The sequence below is a fragment of the Leisingera sp. ABM4_101 genome (assembly GCF_056158725.1).
This window is the reverse complement of the sequence record NZ_JBSWTV010000002.1, coordinates 402,886-419,304: the sequence shown is the minus strand read 5'-3', so window position 1 is coordinate 419,304 and position 16,419 is coordinate 402,886. Positions and strand designations below refer to the sequence as shown.

The window sequence follows — 16,419 nt, the reverse complement described above, 5'->3', positions numbered from 1 at the left end:
GGAAGGGTCTAGTAGGCGACAGAAGGAAACCTGACCGGGCACGCAAAAAGGCGCAACGTCAAAGGGTTGAGGTATGCCCTTTGGCATCCGGCCGAAACCGGCTATCACTGTGCCATGCTGTCCCGCCCCCTGTTCATCGGATCGGAAATCTACCGCGGCTCGTCTTATGGCCGCACCCATCCGCTGCGGGTGCCGCGGGTTTCGACCGTGATGGACCTCTCGCGTGCGCTGGGCTGGCTGCCGGATGAGGTCTATGTGAATTCCCCCCGCGCCAAACCTGCGGCGCTGACTGCCTGGCACACGCCGGAATATGTCGCGGCGCTGCAGGCTGCGGAGGCGGCGCAGGCGGTGAGCGAAGAAGTGCGTGCGCGGCACCAATTGGGCACAATTTCAAATCCGGTCTTCCCGGAAATCTTCCGCCGTCCGGCCACCGCCGCGGGCGGATCGATCCTGGCAGGCGAACTGCTGGCGGATGGCGGCATTGTCTACAACCCGGCAGGCGGTACTCACCATGGGATGCCGGACCGCGCCAACGGGTTTTGCTATCTGAACGATCCTGTCCTGGCGATGCTGTCGCTGCGGCATTACGGCGCGCAGCGGATCGCCTATGTGGACATCGACGCCCATCATTCAGACGGGGTGGAGCATGGCTTTGCCGGCGATGCGGACGTTCTGATGATCTCGGTGCATGAAGAAAACCTCTGGCCCAAGACCGGCAGGCTGAGCGATGATGCGGGCGGATCAGCCCTGAACCTGCCGGTGCCGCGCGGCTTCAACGATGATGAGATGGCCCATATCCGCGACGCGCTGATCCTGCCCGCAGTGGAGGCGTTTCAACCGGATGCCATCGTGCTGCAATGCGGGGCGGATGCGGTGTCAGAGGATCCGCTGCCGCATCTGGAGCTGTCGAACAACGCGCATTGGGCGGTGGTGCGGATGCTGATGGGGATAGCGCCGCGTTATCTGGTGCTTGGCGGGGGCGGCTATAACCCGTGGTCCGTCGGGCGGCTCTGGACCGGCGTCTGGGCCACGCTGAACGGGTTTGACGTGCTGGACCGCCTGCCTGCGGCGGGCGAAAAGGTCCTGCGCGAACTGGAGTTCAACGGCAACCGCCTGGGCCGCAACCCGCCGGAGCATTGGTTCACCACGCTGCGGGATCAGCCGCGCGGCGGGGAGGTCAGAGAAGTTATCCGTGAGCGTGTGCAGTATCTGCGGGTTAGACAGGGCTTGTAACGCGGTGAGGGCAGCGTCCGGCCCTGGGTGGGTGCGAAGCGCCCTCCTGTGGGGAGGGGCGGGCGCTGCCCGGCGGTGCCGCCGGGCAAGACACTAATGTCAAGCTACTCCGCCCAGCTGAGCGCGCTGAGGTCGATTGCGGCTGTCGGCGCGTTCTCCCACAACCCTTGCAACCCGGCCTTGGCCACCCCCAGCTTGGCCAGCTGGAACAGGTAGCCGTTTACGTAATCCGCCGCGATCATCTCCTGCGCCTCTTGCAGGATCGCGGTGCGGGCGTCTGGATCGGTGGTGGTGTTCAGCTTGACCATCAGTTCCTGAAACGGCTTGCTGTCATACTGAAAATAATACTCGGGCCGGGCGTAGATGCCGATGTCCATCGGCTCGGTATGGCTGATGATGGTCAGGCCAAAGCTCTTGCCGCGGAACACGGTTTCCAGCCATTGCGCCCATTCGACGTTGATGATCTTGGCCTTGATCCCCACCGCGGCCAGCTGTGCGGCAACGATTTCGCCGCCGCGGCGGGCGTATGACGTCGGCGGCAGATGCAGGGTGGTTTCGAACCCATCGACAAAGCCCGCCTCGGCCAGCAGCGCCTTGGCCTGTTCCGGGTCATAGGCAGACGCGCCGGTCAGATCCTTGTAGGCCGGGTGGTGCGGCGCGAAATGGGTGCCGATGGGCGTGCCGTAACCGAACATTGCCCCGTCGATGATAGCTTGGCGGTCAATGGCATGTGCCACCGCCTGGCGCACGCGCAGGTCATCAAACGGCGGCTGCTTGTTGTTGGTCGACAGGATCGTCTCGCCCTCGGTGGAGCCGACCAGTACTTGGAACCGCGGATCGGCGTCGAACTGCGGCAGGTTTTCCGGCGCCGGGAAGTTGTCGAAGGCGTCGATATCCTCCGCCATCATCGCGGCAAAGGCTGCGGTGGGGTCGGATATGAACTTGAAGGTGGCTGAGGCCAGGGCGGGCTGGTCGCCCCAGTAGTCCGGATTGCGCGCCAGGGTGATGCGGTCGCCCTGCACCCATTCCCGGAAGGTATAGGCGCCGGTGCCGACGGGATTGGTCTTGATGTCCCCGACGCTCTCCGGCGCCACGATCACCGCATCGCCCCAAGCCAGGTTGAACAGCAGGTTGCCATTGGGGGCGTCCAGCGTGACCCTTACTGTCTGTGGGTCCGCCGCCTCCACCGATGTGATCCCGGCAAACAGGGCCTTTTGTGCATTTGTGCTGTCCTCACCCCGGGCGCGGTCGAGCGAGAATTTCACGTCCTCAGCATCCATCGTGCTGCCGTCGTGGAAGGTGACACCCTCGCGCAGCTTAAACGTATAGACGGTGCCGTCCTCAGAGATTTCCCAGCTCTCGGCCAAGCCTGGTACCACGGACCCATCGCCCATGAACCGGGTCAGCCCCTCGAAAATGTTGCTGTAAACCACTTGGTCGATTGCCTGGGCCGCGGCGCTGGTCGGGTCCAGATGCGGCGGCTCCAGCTGCAGGCCGATGGTGACGCTGTCCTTGGCCCAGGCGCTGCCGGCCATCAGCGCCAGAGCGGAACCCGCCGCAAGAACGAATGATTTGAATGCCATTTGAAAACTCCCTGATGTGCTATACTCGGGCCCGGAACGGCGCTTATGGGAAACGAGTTTCCCGCTTTCCCGGGCGTAATCAAGGGCTAGGGACATTTCGCGCACTAGAAGCACGCGGCGTTAATTGATAATCCGTGCGCACTTAAGGAACCGCGGACAGGAAGCCATGAGCGCAACAGCCAAGAAACAGGCGCCCAACGCCGAAGACATCCGGGCCCGCAAGGGCGGCACGCCTTTGGTGAGCCTTACCGCCTATACCACGCCGGTGGCGCGGCTGATGGACGCCCATTGCGACTTTGTGCTGGTCGGCGACAGCGTCGGCATGGTGCTGCACGGGCTGACCTCGACCCTGTCCGTCACCATGGAGATGATGATCCTGCACGGCCAGGCGGTGGCACGCGGGCTGGACAAGGCCATGCTGGTCATCGACATGCCCTTTGCCTCTTATGAGGAAAGCCCGCAGCAGGCGTTCCGCAATGCCGCCCGGCTGATGGCTGAGACCGGCTGCGCCGCGGTCAAGCTGGAAGGCGGGGTGGAGATGGCCGAGACCATCCGCTTCCTGGTCAAGCGCGGCATCCCGGTGATGGCGCATATCGGCCTGACGCCGCAGTCGATCAACACGCTCGGCGGCTACAAGGTGCAGGGCCGCGAGGAGCAGGCCGAAGCCGTGCTGTCCGATGCCCGTGCCGTGGCAGAGGCCGGAGCGTTTTCGGTGGTGCTGGAGAAGGTGCCGCAAGTGCTGGCCGACAAGATCACCGCCGAGGTGGCCATCCCCACAATTGGCATCGGTGCCAGTGCGGGCTGCGATGGGCAGATCCTTGTGGTCGACGACATGCTGGGCTTCTTCACCGCCTTCAAACCGAAATTCGTGAAACGCTATGCCGACCTTGGCCCGCTGGCTGAGGCTGCGATTGCCGAATACGCGGCCGAGGTGCGGGCCCGCAGCTTCCCCGCTGCCGAACATGTCTTTGCCGATCAGGCGCCCTCCAAAGGATGACTTCCGAAATGACCGCACCGATCCTGCGCCGCCTGTCCGACCTGCGCGCCAAGACAGCCGAATGGCGCCGCGACGGCGAAACCATCGGCCTGGTGCCGACCATGGGCGCGCTGCATGCGGGCCACCTGTCGCTGGCCGCAGCTGCCAAACGGGCCTGCGACCGGGTGATTGTCACCATCTTCGTGAACCCCAAGCAGTTCAACAAACCGGAAGACCTGGCGAACTACCCGCGCACCGAGCATGAAGACGCCCAGAAACTTGCCCACCTTGGCGTGGACCTGATCTATTGCCCGGACCCGGACCAGATCTACCCCGATGGCTACGCCACCAATGTTTCTGTCGGCGGCAGCATCACCGCGGTGATGGAAGGCCCCTTCCGCCCCGGCCATTTCGACGGGGTGGCGACAGTTGTGGCGAAACTCTTCCTGCAGACCAGCGCCGACAAAGCGTTTTTTGGCCAGAAGGATTACCAGCAGCTGATGGTGGTCACCCGCATGGCCCGCGATCTGGACATCCCGATCGAGGTGGTCGGCTGCGAAACCGTGCGCGAGGCCTCGGGTCTGGCGATGTCGTCGCGCAATTTGCTCTTGTCTGATGCGGCTTTGGCCAAGGCGGCCGCCTTGAACGCAGCGATGCGGGAGGCCGCCGCCAAGGCTTCGGCAGGCGAACCCTGGGCGCCATTGGAAGCCGCTGCCCGGCAGGGGCTGGCGGATGCCGGTTTTGGCGATGTCGAGTATTTCGACCTGCGCTGTGCCGAAACGCTGGAGGCGCTGGACACGCCCTCCCGCCCCGCCCGGCTGCTGGCCGCTGCCTGGATGGAGGGCGTCCGGCTGATCGACAATATCGAAGTTCCTGAACTAAACGCTTAGTAAGGGCTGGTAGCGGTACCGGATTTGCGTTTATTGTCCGCGGTCAAAGGAGACTGGAGGGCAGTAGATGACCTATATTCTGGCGATTGATCAGGGCACCACTTCGACCCGGGCTATCCTGTTTGACGATGCCATGCAGGTTGCAGGCACCGCGCAGCAGGAGTTCACCCAGCACTACCCGCAAGCGGGCTGGGTGGAGCATGATCCGGAAGAGATTTGGTCAACCACTGTTGCCGTCTGCCGCCAGGTGATGGTGGACCTGGATGTCTCCGCCGCGGATATCGCCGGCATCGGCATCACCAACCAGCGTGAAACCACCGTTGTCTGGGACAAGTCCAGCGGCAAAGCCATTCATAACGCCATCGTCTGGCAGGACCGCCGCACCGCCGCCATCTGCGAGGAACTGCGCACGGCGGGGCACGAGGAGATGGTCACCGACCGCACCGGTCTGCTGCTCGATCCCTATTTCTCCGGCACCAAGGTGAAATGGATCCTCGACACCGTTCCGGGCGCGCGCGGCCGCGCCGCGGCAGGCGATCTGCTGTTCGGCACCGTCGACAGCTTCCTGATCTGGCGCCTGACCGGCGGCGCATCGCATGTGACCGACGCCACCAACGCGGCGCGCACGCTGATGTATGACATCCGCAAGGGCCGCTGGAGCCGCACGATCAGCGATCTGCTGGATGTGCCGCAACAGATGCTGCCGGAGGTCAAGGACAGCGCCGCTGATTTTGGCACCACTGATCCGGAGATCCTGGGCGGTGCAATCCCGATCCTGGGCGTGGCCGGTGACCAGCAGGCGGCCACCATCGGTCAGGCCTGTTTCCAGCCGGGGATGATGAAATCCACCTACGGCACGGGCTGTTTTGCGCTTTTGAACACCGGGGATGCGCCGGTGGTCTCCAAGAACCGTATGCTGACCACCATCGCCTATCAGCTGGACGGCAAGCCGACCTATGCACTGGAAGGCTCGATCTTCATCGCCGGCGCCGCCGTCCAATGGCTGCGCGACGGGCTGGGCATTATCGAGCAGGCGTCGGAGTCCGGCGAGCTGGCGCTGCGTGCCGACCCGGGTCAGGACGTGATCCTGGTGCCCGCCTTCACCGGCCTCGGGGCGCCCTATTGGGAGCCGGAATGCCGCGGCGGCATGTTCGGCCTCACCCGCAATTCCGGCCCGGCGGAGTTTGCCCGCGCCGCGTTGCAAAGTGTCGCCTACCAGACCCGCGACCTCTATGAGGCGATGCGCGCCGATTGGGAGGACGACAGCCACAACACCGTGACCTTGCGCGTGGATGGCGGTATGAGCGCCAGTGACTGGACCATGCAGAGCCTGTCTGACATCCTGGGCGCGGCCGTCGACCGCCCGGTGATGCAGGAAACCACCGCGCTGGGCGCTGCTTGGCTGGCGGGGATGCGGGCCGGGATCTATCCGGATCAGACGGGGTTTGCGGATACCTGGAAGCTCGACCGCCAGTTTGTGCCGCTGATGCAGCCTGCCGCGCGGCAGGCCTCTTATGCCCGCTGGCAGCGCGCGGTGCAGGCGGTGATCGGGGTCTGACCGCTGCGGGATCGGACAGGGCGGGGCACTCCCGCCTGCTCCGCCGCATTCGCAGAATGCGCCTCACAGTTGGGCGTGTCGCCGCGCTTTGCGCGGCGTTTTCTTTATTGCAAAGAGGCGGTTTATGGGCAGGCCTGGCCATAAACACGCCGTTTGCGGCCATCCGCGCTTCATGGGTGAGCAAGCTGCCTGGAAACGCTCCGGGGGAGCGTTTCGCTTGCGAAGGGGCGGAGCCCTGGCAAAGCCGCGCCTGCGGCACGGCGGCTGTGCCGCCCTTGACCCGTGGCCGGCCACGGGCGGGGCCTCAGCTGACGCGGGCGCCTGCCTGGATGGTTGCGGGGCGGGCGTTCAGCTCTTCGATGGAGAAGCCCGCAATGGATTTGTATTTGGCAGCATGGGCGGCCAGTTCAGATTTGGGGATTACCTCGCCGATGTCCGCAAAGTCGCCGCCGCAAAGATCCTCGACGCGCTGCAGCACCCCGTCCGGCCCGCCGCCTGCGCGGTTGGCCAGGCCCACTGCCGTTGTCACCGGGCGCACTTCCGCCTCGTAAGCCCTGAGCGCAGCTGCGTTGATGCCGTGCTCAAGCAGCTTGGCGCCAATCACCCGCGCGTCCACAATGGCCTGGCTGGCGCCGTTCGATCCCACCGGATAGGTCGGATGCGCGGCGTCGCCGATCAGGGTGACGTTGCCATATGTCCAGCGCGCCAGCGGGTCGCGGTCCACCATCGGGTATTCATAGACCGCCTCCGCCCCTCGGATCAGGGCCGGGACGTCGGCCCAGCCAAACTGCCAGTCGGCGAAATCCGGCAGGAACTCCTGGATATCCGCGGGCCGGTTCCAGTCTTCCTTCCGCCAGGGCGCGGAGGGATCAAAGCTCTTTTCCGCGATCCAGTTCATGGTGACGCAACCGTCGGCATCCGGCGTCGAGATCGGATAGGCCACCAGCCGCAGCTGGTCATGGCCGATCATCGCCATCGCCGCGCCGCCCTTGAATTCGGGCGCCCTTGTGGTGGCCCGCCACAGGATGCGGCCGTTCCAGATGGGCGCGCCCTCGTCCGGCACCATCTGCGCGCGCAGGGCGGAGTGGATGCCATCCGCTGCAATGACCAGCGATCCCCCGATCCGCCGCCCGTCCGCCAGATGCAGCGCGGCGGCGCCGTCCATGTTCTCAAACCCAGCAGCCCGCGCACCGGTTTCAATGCAGTCCGCCCCGGCACGTTCTGCCAGAACCCTGCAGAGCATCATCTGCAATTCGCCCCGGTGCACCGAATATTGCGGCCAGGCATAGCCCGCGCCCGTGCCGCGCGGCTCCTCCCAGATGGTCTTGCCCAGCTTGCTGTAGAACCCCAGTTGCCGGGTCCGGACGCCGATTGCATCCAGGTCTGCCTCCAGTCCCAGATCGAACAGTTCCCGCACCGCATTGGGCTGCAGGTTGATGCCAACCCCCATCGGCTTCAGTTCGCACGCGGCCTCGAAGATGCGGAACGGCACCCCGATCTGATGCAGCGTCAGACCCAAGGTCAGCCCGGCAATGCCGCCGCCGGCGATCAGGATGGACATAATAAGCGTACCCCTTATTTGCGCGGGCAGATAACCACGGCGCGCAACAAGGGGCAAGCCTGCGTCGATAGGGGGCTCAGCGGCGGCCAGCGATGATCAGGTCGGGGCCAAAGATCACGTCGGCGTAATTGTGCAGGTAGATCTTCAGCCAGGGAGTGAACCGTTCGGGATGGCGGCTCACCTCGGCCAGCAGGTCGTGATAGTCGACCCAGCGGGTCTCCATCACCTCTTCAGGGTTGGGGGCGACCTTGGGGGGTCGGTGCGCATGGGCCAGGAACACATCGACCGCTTCATGCTCCACCAGGCCGTTGCCGACATCAGCGCGGTATTCCAGGTGGTGGCGGAATTCAGGGTAAAGCCCGGTGAGCCCCAGCTCCTCCCGCATACGCCGCACCGCACAGGCCGATGGCTGCTCGTCCCACATCGGATGGGTGCAGCAGGTATTCGCCCACAATCCGGGGGTGTGGTACTTGCCCATCGCCCGGCGTTGCATCAGGATTTCCACGCCTTTCACCACAAAGACGGACACCGCCTTGTGCTTCAGCCCGCGCTCATGCGCGGCCAGCTTGTCGACAGGGGTCAATTCGCCGTTCACCCAGGCGGGGATCATATGGCTCATGCTGTGTCCGTGGCGGGTTTCCGATATGCGGCCTGCCGCAATTGCGATGGCCTGCCTCCTACCGCTAACGCCTGAAGATTCGGAAAGCAATTACGCGAAAAGCCGCGGCGAAAATGCCGCGGCTTTGTGATGTTCAAGCCAGCAGGCCGCTTATTCGGAGACGGCTTCCGCGGCTTCCTCGGTTGCTGCTTCCTCTGCCGGGGCAGGGCCATGGCTGGCCAGGAAGGCATAGATGTCTTCGCCGCCCTTTTTCAGGCGGAAGGACATTTTCGACTTGGCCTTGCTGTTGCCGGTCTCGGCCCGCAGGAACTTCTTGGGATCGGCGGCAAAGGCGACGAACTTCTCTTCGTCCCACACCAGGCCTGCTTCGCCGGCTGCGACCAGGTCAGCGCCGTATTTGAAGCCTTCGGCGGTGCCCGCCTGACGGCCTGCCAGGCCCCACAGGTTCGGGCCGGTCTTGCCGCCCTTGACGATTACGTCGCCTGCGTCGGACACCACCATGTGGCAGGACTTGCATTTGTTGAACCCCTTCTCGCCAGCTGCCGGATCGCCTTCGGCAAAGGCAGGGGCGGCGAGGAGGCCGAAAATGGCGGCGGTCAAAAGAGGTTTCATATTGCTTGCTCCAGTTTTGAGTTGGCAGATGTGACTCATGATCCAATAGCCCGCAGTGTCAACCGGCAGTTTGACGCGCATCAAAGTTCCGGCAGGATGCCGCAGCGTTTCAGGGGGCGGTCCAGCAGGGCAGCAAATCGCCAGGCTGCGGGCGGGCATGATAGATTGCGCGGGCAATCGCACGGCTCAGGCACAGCGCGGCGGCATGGCACAGCAGGCCCAGCTCTGCGTCCGGGGCCGCCAGCGCCCTGGCGCCGGTACTGGCGGCAAAGACCAGATCGCCGTCGCCGGGGGAATGAGCAGGCACGATGGCGCGGCCGATGCCGTCATGGGCGGCCGTGGCCAGCCGCTGGCACTGCGCCTTGGTCAGCGCCGCATCGGTGGCAACGATGGCAATGGTGGTATTGGCGCGCTCCGGCGGCAGCGGGGTGTTGCCCAATTTCTGCATGGCCTCAATCTTGCGGCTGGGCTGGTTCCGGCCCAGCCCGGCAGCCGGGTCGGGGCCGATGCCGCCGAACTCATCGCCGATTTCAAACGGCGCCGCCCAGAAATGCTGCTCCCCCGGAGTGGTGACGGCACCCAGCGGATTGGCTGCTACCAAGGCGCCCACCGTGACACCGCTCTCCAGCACCAATGACGCTGATCCCAGCCCGCCCTTCAGCATCGCGGTCAGCGCACCAGTGCCGGCGCCGGCGGTGCCAAGCTCGAAATCCTCAGCCGCGGCTTCAAACGCGGCCCGGCCCAAGGTGCGGTAGGGGTTTTCGCCCCAATCCTTGTCCCCGCCGTTCAGCAGGTCGAAAATAATCGCACCGGGCACCAGCGGCACCCGTGCGGGGCCAACCGGAAACCCTCTGCCCTCGCCATGCAGAGCATCCATCACACCGGAGCAGGCGTCCAGCCCAAAGGCAGAGCCGCCCGACAGCACCAGCGCGTCGATCCTGGCGACCGATTTGTCCGGCGCCAGCAGATCGGTCTCCCGCGTGCCCGGCGCGCCGCCCATCACCTGCACGGAAGCAGTGAAGGGCTGTTGCGCGGTCAGCACCGTTGTGCCGGATTTCAGCGCGGCGTCCTGGGCGTTGCCGACCAGCAGGCCGGGCACGTCGGTGATCAGGTTTCTGGGGCCGGGGAGCATGGCGGGATGTCCTTCTCAATAAAAGCGCGCTGGTGCGCGCTGCCTCCGGCGGGAGTATTTTCCGGAAAGATGAAAACAGGGAGGCTAGATGCAGCGCCCGCCGTCCACTTCCATCGCAACGCCGGTCACCATGCTGGCCTCATCCGAGCACAGGAAACAGGCGGCATTTCCCATGTCCTCCGGCGTTGAAAACCGGCCGATCGGGATGGTGGACAGGAACTTGGCGCGCATTTCCGGGGTGTCCTCGCCCATGAACGACTTCAGCAGCGGCGTTTCCCCCGCCACCGGGTTGATCGCATTGACCCGCACTCCATGCGGCGCCAGCTCCACCGCCATGGTCTTGGTGGCCGTGATCATCCAGCCCTTGGAGGCATTGTACCAGTTGAGGTTGGGGCGCGGCGACACCCCGGCGGTGGAGGCAACATTCAGGATTGCGCCCCGATGGTTGGCCTTCATATGCGGCACCAGTGCGCGGGCGGTCAGGTAGACGGATTTGACATTGACGCCCAGCACACGGTCGAAATCGTCTTCGCTGATCTCCTCCAGCGGGGCGGGCAGATGGGTGACGCCTGCGTTGTTGACCAGAATGTCGAGGCGCCCGAAGGCGGCCAGCGCGGCCTTGGCCATGGCATCGACCGAAGCCCGGTCCGAAACATCCACTGCCTTAGCCAGAGCATTGCTGCCCAGCTCCGCCGCCATCGCCTCCGCCGCGGCGCCATTGATGTCGGCAATCATCACCCGGGCGCCTTCTGCCAGGAACTTGCGCGCAATGCCCGCACCAAAGCCCGAGGCGCCGCCGGTCACGATGGCGGTTTTTCCGTCCAGACGCATGATTTCCCTCCCGAACTGTTTGACGCCAGCATGGGACGCTCCGGGCGGCGGCGCAATCCCAAGTCAGTCCGGGTCGATCTTACCGCGCGTCGCTTTCAATTCGCCGCGCTGCTTCTTGGCGTCCAGCCGCCGCTTGACGGAACCGCGGGTCGGTTTGGTGGCAATGCGCCGCTTGGGCGTCACCAGCGCCTTGCGCACCAGTTCCGCCAGCCGTTCGCGCACGATTTCGCGGTTCCTTTGCTGGGAGCGCGTCTCGTCGCACTGCAGAATGATCGCGCCTTCCTTGGTCCAGCGCCGCCCCGCCAGCCGCTTCAGCCGGGATTTGACCGCAGGCGCCAGCGCAGGCGAACGCGCAGCCTCGAACCGCAGCTCCACGGCGGTGGCCACCTTGTTCACATTCTGGCCGCCGGGGCCCGAGGCGCGGATGAAGCTCTCGGTCATTTCCCAGTTCTGCAGGGTGATTTGCTCGTTGATGCGGATCATGGCTGCGGCGGTTTGCGGAAAGCGGTCTTAAAATCGAAAGGGCTGTTCCACACGCGGGGAACAGCCCTTCGAGATGATAGGAGGTGCACCGGTTAGGTCAGCACCAATTCAGGGGTCTATACGTACCAAGGGCTGCCTCGGCCGCACTCCTTCTGAACTGTTCCGGCACTGCTCTCCATAGCTTCTCTAGACAATGGGCACCTCCTTTCTGATGTTTCGTGTAAGTCCAGCCTGCCACAGATTCGGTTAATGTCAAAACAAAATCATGTGGTCTTTACGGAGAGCTTACGCACGATGATGCGGAAGGGCACAAGCGCGAGCAGCGCCAGCGATAGTTTCACCAGCCAGTCGGCAAAGGCGAGCGACACCCAATAGGGCACCACAGGGCCGTGGCCGATCAGCGGCAGCATGTCGCCGGCCCAGGAGGTATCGTTGCCCGGTTCGATCCAGGTCAGCGAGACGGAAAAGGCGACGGTGAAGAAAATCGCAGTATCCACGGTGGAGCCGATCAGGGTGGAGGCCAGCGGCGCCCGCCACCATTTTCCCTCCCGCAGGGCAGAGAAGATGGCAACGTCCAGCATCTGCGCGGTCAGGAAGGCGAGGCCGGAGCCAAGCGCGATGCGCAGCGTTACCGCCGGATAGGAGAAGCCGTCGCCTTGCAGCATGACCTGGGTGCCGATCAGCGAGCAGATCACCCCGGTGACAAAGCCCGCGGCCACGACCCTGCGCGCGGCTGCGGCGCCATAGACGCGGTTCATCACATCGGTGACCAGGAAGGCCACCGGATAGGTGAAGGCGCCCCAGGTCAGCCAGTTGCCAAACAGGAACTGCACCAGGATGTTGGAGGCCACCACAACTGCGGCCATGGCAAGAATGCCGGGAATATGCGAGCGGGTCATGCGCTGGATCCGTTTATTTCGGGGCCGCGGGGCGGGCAAAAGACCGGCTCCTTTATCGCGGTCCAGGCCGGGCTGCAAGTTTCGGGCCAGGGGTATTCGGCCTGGTGCGGGCAGGCTATCGGCGTTCAGGCCCGGGGGAGGGCTCCCGCCCGCGCCGGATGCATTCGGGGAATGCCCCCATGCGGTTGGGCCGGGCGCCGCTGGCGCGGCGCGGTCCCGCGGGTCAGCGCGGCAGGGCGTACTCCACCAGTTCGGTACGCTGCAGCGCCAGGAAGTTGTCGTCCGACACCATGGTGGCGCGCAGGCGGCCGCTGCCGTCGGTCCAGACCGACAGGCCCTCTAGATTGTCATGGGTGCCGGCGCGGGTCTGCAGCAGCACGGTTTCATTCTCTGGCCCGGCTCCGGTGATGTCCCATCGGCGCAGCCGGCTGCGGAAGCCCAGCAGGGTCAGGTCGCGTTCCAGAAGGTAGAACCGCCCGTCGGGGCCGAAATCCGCATCGACCGGCAGGAAATTACCCTTGGGCGGCAGGTTGAAGGGCCGGCTCCAGCGGCGGCCGTTCCAGCGCCAGACCGGGATCTGCCCGTGTTTGTCAAAGGCGCGCTCCGGCAGGGTGTAAAGCCAACCGCGGGCGTCGATCGCCAAGGTTTCCAGCGACTTGTTTGGCGGCAGCTTGCGGAAGGCCTTGGGGCGCGGCAGCACCTTGGCGCGGCCCTCTGGGTGGAGGTAGCGGGCCACCCGTGCGGCGCCCTCAAAGGAGATGTAGCGGGAGCCGTCCGGCGCGACGGCCAGGCCTTCGCTGTCGCCGGAGAACCCCCGCAGCATTTTGCCGGTCGAGGCGCGCAGCCCATGGGCCCGCTGCGCCGTGATGCCGGCGATAAGGCCGCCGCGGCGCTGAATTTCCGTTGTCACCAGGGTGGCGCGGTCGCTCAAGACCAGCATTGCGGTGCCGCCGCCGGTGACTTTCAGTGCCGAGAAGCCTCCGAACCAGGGCAGGTCCAGCCTCCAGGTATAGCTGCCCAGATACTCGGCCTTGCCGGCCGCCGCACCTGGCCGGCTGGCGGCAACAGCTGCCGCTGCCAGGCCGGCAGCAGCGGCCAGGGCCAGGATCAGTTGGATTGCAGAACGGCGGCGCATTGCTTGGGCAGGTCCGAAAGGGTGTAATCCCGTCTCGGTTTAGGCTTTGGCGCGTTCGGGTCAACCGGTTTCGGCGGCGGCGGGTTCAGGATGTTGTTCACCCATTGCTGCGCATCGGCGCAGCCGTCGCCTTTGGGCGGGGCCGCCTGATCAACACAGCCGCGGGCGCCGCGCGGGCAGTTGAGCCGCACATGGAAATGGTAGTGATGCCCCCACCATGGCCGGATCTTGCGCAGCCATTTGCGGCTGCCTTTCTCGTCATTGCACATCTGCACTTTGGCGCCCGGGAAGACGAAAATCCGCGCCACCCGCTTGTCCTGCGCGGCGGCCTTGAGGATCTCGTGGTGGGCCCGGGTCCAGCTGCTGTTCACGTAGGCACCCTTGGCCCGCCGCATGGAGATTGAGGAGATGTTCTCCCGCGCATTGCGGCTGAGGTTCAGCCGGTCCGGCGGGCGCATCCAGATGTCGATATCGAGACCGATCTGGTGGCTGCGGTGGCCCGACAGCATCGGCCCGCCGCGCGGCTGGCTGATGTCACCGATATAAAGCCCCTCCCAGCCGCGCTGCCTGGCGGCCACGCGGCTGAGGTCCTTCACAAAATCAATGGCCGCCGGATGCCCCCAGTTGCGGTTGCGGCTGAGCCGCATCGCCTGCCAGGTGGGGCCGGTTTCGGGCAGCTGCTCAGCCCCTGCAACACAGCCCTTGGCGTAGGAGCCGAAGGGCGCGGGTTTCTGCTGCGAGGCGCTGGGCTTGGCCCCGAACAGCGCCTTGGCTGGGGTCTGCGCGCTTGCCGGAACTGATAACCCAGCAACCGCTAAACATATGGCAAGTAACAGTCTCAACCCTGATCTCCTTCTCCTTGAACCCAGAATAACAGTACCAATCCGACCAGAAACAGGCCGATCACCGGCGTGATACCAAGCCGGGCGCTGCCGGTCACGGTGGTTGCAACGCCGATCAGCGCGGGCGCCAAAAACGCGGTGGCGCGGCCGGACAGGCCATATAGGCCAAAGCTCTCGGTTGCGTCTCTGGGGCTGGTGTGGCGCACCATCAGGCTGCGGCTGGCCGCTTGCAGGATGCCGCCGAAGCCGCCAATCAGCACGCCGCAGCCAAAGAAAACCGTGTCCGGAAGGGTGGAGCCCTCAGCAAGCGGCACCCCGAAAATCTGATACCGCGACATGGAGACAATCACCAGGCAGACCAGGGACAGGATCAGGATCGAGGCGATGATCACCGGTTTCGGCCCGAACCGCCGGTCTGCCTTGCCGCCCAGCCAGCTGAACAGGGTGGCGGCAAAGGCAGCGACAATGCCGAAGATGCCGATCTGGGTGATCTCCCATCCCAGCACCAGCTTGGCATAGACACCGCCGAACCCGTAAAGCCCGTTGAGCGCATCGCGGTACATCATCGAGGAGCCGAGGTAGCTTGCCAGGCTCAGCCGGTTGCCCAGACCCGCGACCAGCTTGACCACCATCTGACAGGCTTTGCCCAGGCTGGCCTTGCGCCCGGTCGCGCCGCGGTCCTTCACCCACAGGAAGTAGGGTATCATGAAGACGGCAAACCAGATCGCGGTAAAGGGGCCGACCGCACGGGTGCCTTCCTTGGCCTCCGCATCCAGGCCCAGGGCCGGGCTGAGGCCAACCAGCGTCTTGCCGGTGCCCTGCTCAACAAACAACAGGAGCATGGTAAACAGCGCGATCACCCCGCCGAGGTAGCCAAAGGCAAAGCCAGAGCCGGAGATATCGCCCACATCCTCGCGGCTGGCCAGCGTCGGCAGCTGCGCGTTGACAAAGATCAGCGCAAATTCTGCGCCGATGAAGCCAAAGCCGAAACTGACCAGCATCCACCACAGATTGCTGCCGCCCGGGTCCATGAACCAAAGCCCCCAGGCGCCGATCAGATACATCAGCGAAAACATCATGATCCAGGGCAGCCGCCGCCCGGTGATATCCGCCAGCGCCCCCAGGAACGGCGCGCCAAAACCGATGATCAGCCCGGTTATGGTCAGGCACATCGACCAGACGGTCTGCGCCTGCGCCTTGGCGGCCTCGCTGTCCAGGCCCTGGCCCATGAAATGCTCGGCGGCCACAGCGGCAAAGAACGGGCTGAACACAAAGGTCACCAGCAGCGTCTGGTAGGGCTGGCTGGCCCAGTCAAAGAACCACCATCCCCAGATCCGCTTGCGCGTGGACACCTGCTGCATACCCGGCCTCTTATTCTTGTTGCCTTCAGGTATGGCAGGCGGGCAGGGGCCTAGGCAAGCCCGTCCTGCATCGGCGGCCAGGGCCGGCCGCCATCCGCCGCGCACCAGTCTCTGATCCAGCCGGGCAGCTCGGGCGAGGTTTCCGCGTCCTGCCCCAGTGCCTCCAGCACTTTGGCGGGCGGCACGATGCCGTTCCGGTCCGTCACCGCGGTGCGCAGCATCACATGGCTGGCGCAATCGCCGTTCTTCTTCCACATGGATTGTTCGACATAGATGAATTTCTCGTCCCAGCCCGCCGTGCGGCTGCGCATCTCGAACTTCTCGAATCCGCGGATGCGGCGGCGGTAGCGCACCGAAGATCCCGCCACCGTCAGCCCCCAGCGTTTCTGCCGGAGCGCCTTGATCAGCCCGACCCGCTGCGCCAGCATGGTGCGCCCCAGATCATACAGCGTCATGGTGCGGCCGTTGTTCAGCTCCATCCACATGTCCAGATCCCAGGGCCAGCAGATGTGGCTGGAGACATGCATGCCGGTGATCGGCAGCGGCGCCATCCGGCTGGCCAGAACGGTATCCTTGATCAGGCGGACAATCGGGTACATCGGCGCGGGCTCCTTGATGGCATGTGCCCGTGATGCCACCGGTTTACAGCGCGTCAACCGCAACCTCGCGGAAGCCTTGCGTATTTCCTGCGGGCTGCTTACCTG

The 16,419-nt window shown here is 64.9% G+C and carries 16 protein-coding genes; 4 read left to right on the top strand and 12 right to left on the bottom strand.

Annotated features, from left to right (window positions below; all coding sequences use genetic code 11):
• Positions 1-114: 114 nt before the first annotated feature.
• Positions 115-1,233: an acetoin utilization protein AcuC gene (locus tag ACXAEK_RS03060; protein WP_475039872.1), complete on the top strand. Its 1,119-nt coding sequence runs from the start codon at positions 115-117 to the stop codon at positions 1,231-1,233.
• Between the two features lie 104 nt (positions 1,234-1,337).
• Here ACXAEK_RS03060 and ACXAEK_RS03055 read toward each other — a convergent pair whose 3' ends face one another.
• Entirely contained in the window at positions 1,338-2,816 is a 1,479-nt protein-coding gene (locus ACXAEK_RS03055) for an ABC transporter substrate-binding protein (RefSeq protein WP_475039871.1), read from the bottom strand.
• A 166-nt stretch (positions 2,817-2,982) separates the two neighbouring features.
• Between ACXAEK_RS03055 and panB the strand changes: the two genes are divergently transcribed.
• The 3 genes from panB (at position 2,983) to glpK (ending at position 6,240) form a co-directional block, all read left to right on the top strand.
• Positions 2,983-3,813, top strand: a complete 831-nt coding sequence (panB, locus tag ACXAEK_RS03050; protein ID WP_475039870.1) for a 3-methyl-2-oxobutanoate hydroxymethyltransferase — start codon at positions 2,983-2,985, stop codon at positions 3,811-3,813.
• An 8-nt stretch (positions 3,814-3,821) separates the two neighbouring features.
• Positions 3,822-4,682, top strand: a complete 861-nt coding sequence (panC, locus tag ACXAEK_RS03045; protein ID WP_475039869.1) for a pantoate--beta-alanine ligase — start codon at positions 3,822-3,824, stop codon at positions 4,680-4,682.
• A gap of 67 nt (positions 4,683-4,749) precedes the next feature.
• Positions 4,750-6,240 carry a glycerol kinase GlpK gene (gene glpK, locus ACXAEK_RS03040; protein ID WP_475039868.1) on the top strand — a complete coding sequence of 497 codons (1,491 nt, stop codon included), beginning with the start codon at positions 4,750-4,752 and terminating at the stop codon, positions 6,238-6,240.
• A 304-nt stretch (positions 6,241-6,544) separates the two neighbouring features.
• On the opposite strand, the gene ACXAEK_RS03035 is transcribed toward glpK, so the two are convergent.
• The 11 genes from ACXAEK_RS03035 to ACXAEK_RS02985 all read right to left on the bottom strand — a co-directional run bounded on the left by ACXAEK_RS03035 (position 6,545) and on the right by ACXAEK_RS02985 (position 16,314).
• Positions 6,545-7,801 carry a flavin-dependent oxidoreductase gene (locus ACXAEK_RS03035; protein WP_475039867.1) on the bottom strand — a complete coding sequence of 419 codons (1,257 nt, stop codon included), beginning with the start codon at positions 7,799-7,801 and terminating at the stop codon, positions 6,545-6,547.
• A 76-nt stretch (positions 7,802-7,877) separates the two neighbouring features.
• Positions 7,878-8,420, bottom strand: a complete 543-nt coding sequence (gene idi / locus ACXAEK_RS03030; RefSeq protein WP_475039866.1) for an isopentenyl-diphosphate Delta-isomerase — start codon at positions 8,418-8,420, stop codon at positions 7,878-7,880.
• 150 nt (positions 8,421-8,570) lie between these two features.
• Positions 8,571-9,032: a c-type cytochrome gene (locus ACXAEK_RS03025; protein WP_475039865.1), complete on the bottom strand. Its 462-nt coding sequence runs from the start codon at positions 9,030-9,032 to the stop codon at positions 8,571-8,573.
• 109 nt (positions 9,033-9,141) lie between these two features.
• Positions 9,142-10,164 (bottom strand): P1 family peptidase, encoded by a 1,023-nt coding sequence (locus tag ACXAEK_RS03020; protein WP_475039863.1) that lies wholly within the window; start codon positions 10,162-10,164, stop codon positions 9,142-9,144.
• Between the two features lie 84 nt (positions 10,165-10,248).
• Entirely contained in the window at positions 10,249-10,995 is a 747-nt protein-coding gene (locus ACXAEK_RS03015; RefSeq protein ID WP_475039862.1) for an SDR family oxidoreductase, read from the bottom strand.
• 63 nt (positions 10,996-11,058) lie between these two features.
• Entirely contained in the window at positions 11,059-11,478 is a 420-nt protein-coding gene (gene arfB / locus ACXAEK_RS03010) for an alternative ribosome rescue aminoacyl-tRNA hydrolase ArfB (RefSeq protein ID WP_475039861.1), read from the bottom strand.
• 263 nt (positions 11,479-11,741) lie between these two features.
• Positions 11,742-12,377, bottom strand: a complete 636-nt coding sequence (locus ACXAEK_RS03005) for a queuosine precursor transporter (protein ID WP_475039859.1) — start codon at positions 12,375-12,377, stop codon at positions 11,742-11,744.
• A gap of 223 nt (positions 12,378-12,600) precedes the next feature.
• A complete protein-coding gene (locus ACXAEK_RS03000; protein ID WP_475039857.1) occupies positions 12,601-13,512 on the bottom strand; it encodes an esterase-like activity of phytase family protein in 912 nt (303 codons plus the stop codon).
• On the bottom strand, positions 13,485-14,354 hold the full coding sequence (gene mepA / locus ACXAEK_RS02995) for a penicillin-insensitive murein endopeptidase (RefSeq protein ID WP_475039855.1): 870 nt from the start codon (positions 14,352-14,354) through the stop codon (positions 13,485-13,487). Before mepA ends, ACXAEK_RS03000 begins: the two co-directional genes overlap by 28 nt.
• Positions 14,351-15,748, bottom strand: coding sequence for an MFS transporter (locus ACXAEK_RS02990; RefSeq protein ID WP_475045169.1), 1,398 nt, complete (start codon positions 15,746-15,748; stop codon positions 14,351-14,353). The genes mepA and ACXAEK_RS02990 overlap by 4 nt, the downstream gene beginning before the upstream one ends.
• 17 nt (positions 15,749-15,765) lie before the next feature.
• Positions 15,766-16,314, bottom strand: a complete 549-nt coding sequence (locus ACXAEK_RS02985; protein ID WP_475039853.1) for an acyl-CoA thioesterase — start codon at positions 16,312-16,314, stop codon at positions 15,766-15,768.
• Positions 16,315-16,419: the final 105 nt, after the last annotated feature.

Bases quoted from the DNA above. Each gene is read 5' to 3' on its own strand.
- ACXAEK_RS03060 (WP_475039872.1), top strand. From the start codon at position 115: ATGCTGTCCCGCCCCCTGTTCATCGGATCGGAAATCTACCGCGGCTCG.
- ACXAEK_RS03055 (WP_475039871.1), bottom strand. From the start codon at position 2,816: ATGGCATTCAAATCATTCGTTCTTGCGGCGGGTTCCGCTCTGGCGCTG.
- panB (WP_475039870.1), top strand. From the start codon at position 2,983: ATGAGCGCAACAGCCAAGAAACAGGCGCCCAACGCCGAAGACATCCGG.
- panC (WP_475039869.1), top strand. From the start codon at position 3,822: ATGACCGCACCGATCCTGCGCCGCCTGTCCGACCTGCGCGCCAAGACA.
- glpK (WP_475039868.1), top strand. From the start codon at position 4,750: ATGACCTATATTCTGGCGATTGATCAGGGCACCACTTCGACCCGGGCT.
- ACXAEK_RS03035 (WP_475039867.1), bottom strand. From the start codon at position 7,801: ATGTCCATCCTGATCGCCGGCGGCGGCATTGCCGGGCTGACCTTGGGT.
- idi (WP_475039866.1), bottom strand. From the start codon at position 8,420: ATGAGCCATATGATCCCCGCCTGGGTGAACGGCGAATTGACCCCTGTC.
- ACXAEK_RS03025 (WP_475039865.1), bottom strand. From the start codon at position 9,032: ATGAAACCTCTTTTGACCGCCGCCATTTTCGGCCTCCTCGCCGCCCCT.
- ACXAEK_RS03020 (WP_475039863.1), bottom strand. From the start codon at position 10,164: ATGCTCCCCGGCCCCAGAAACCTGATCACCGACGTGCCCGGCCTGCTG.
- ACXAEK_RS03015 (WP_475039862.1), bottom strand. From the start codon at position 10,995: ATGCGTCTGGACGGAAAAACCGCCATCGTGACCGGCGGCGCCTCGGGC.
- arfB (WP_475039861.1), bottom strand. From the start codon at position 11,478: ATGATCCGCATCAACGAGCAAATCACCCTGCAGAACTGGGAAATGACC.
- ACXAEK_RS03005 (WP_475039859.1), bottom strand. From the start codon at position 12,377: ATGACCCGCTCGCATATTCCCGGCATTCTTGCCATGGCCGCAGTTGTG.
- ACXAEK_RS03000 (WP_475039857.1), bottom strand. From the start codon at position 13,512: ATGCGCCGCCGTTCTGCAATCCAACTGATCCTGGCCCTGGCCGCTGCT.
- ACXAEK_RS02985 (WP_475039853.1), bottom strand. From the start codon at position 16,314: ATGTACCCGATTGTCCGCCTGATCAAGGATACCGTTCTGGCCAGCCGG.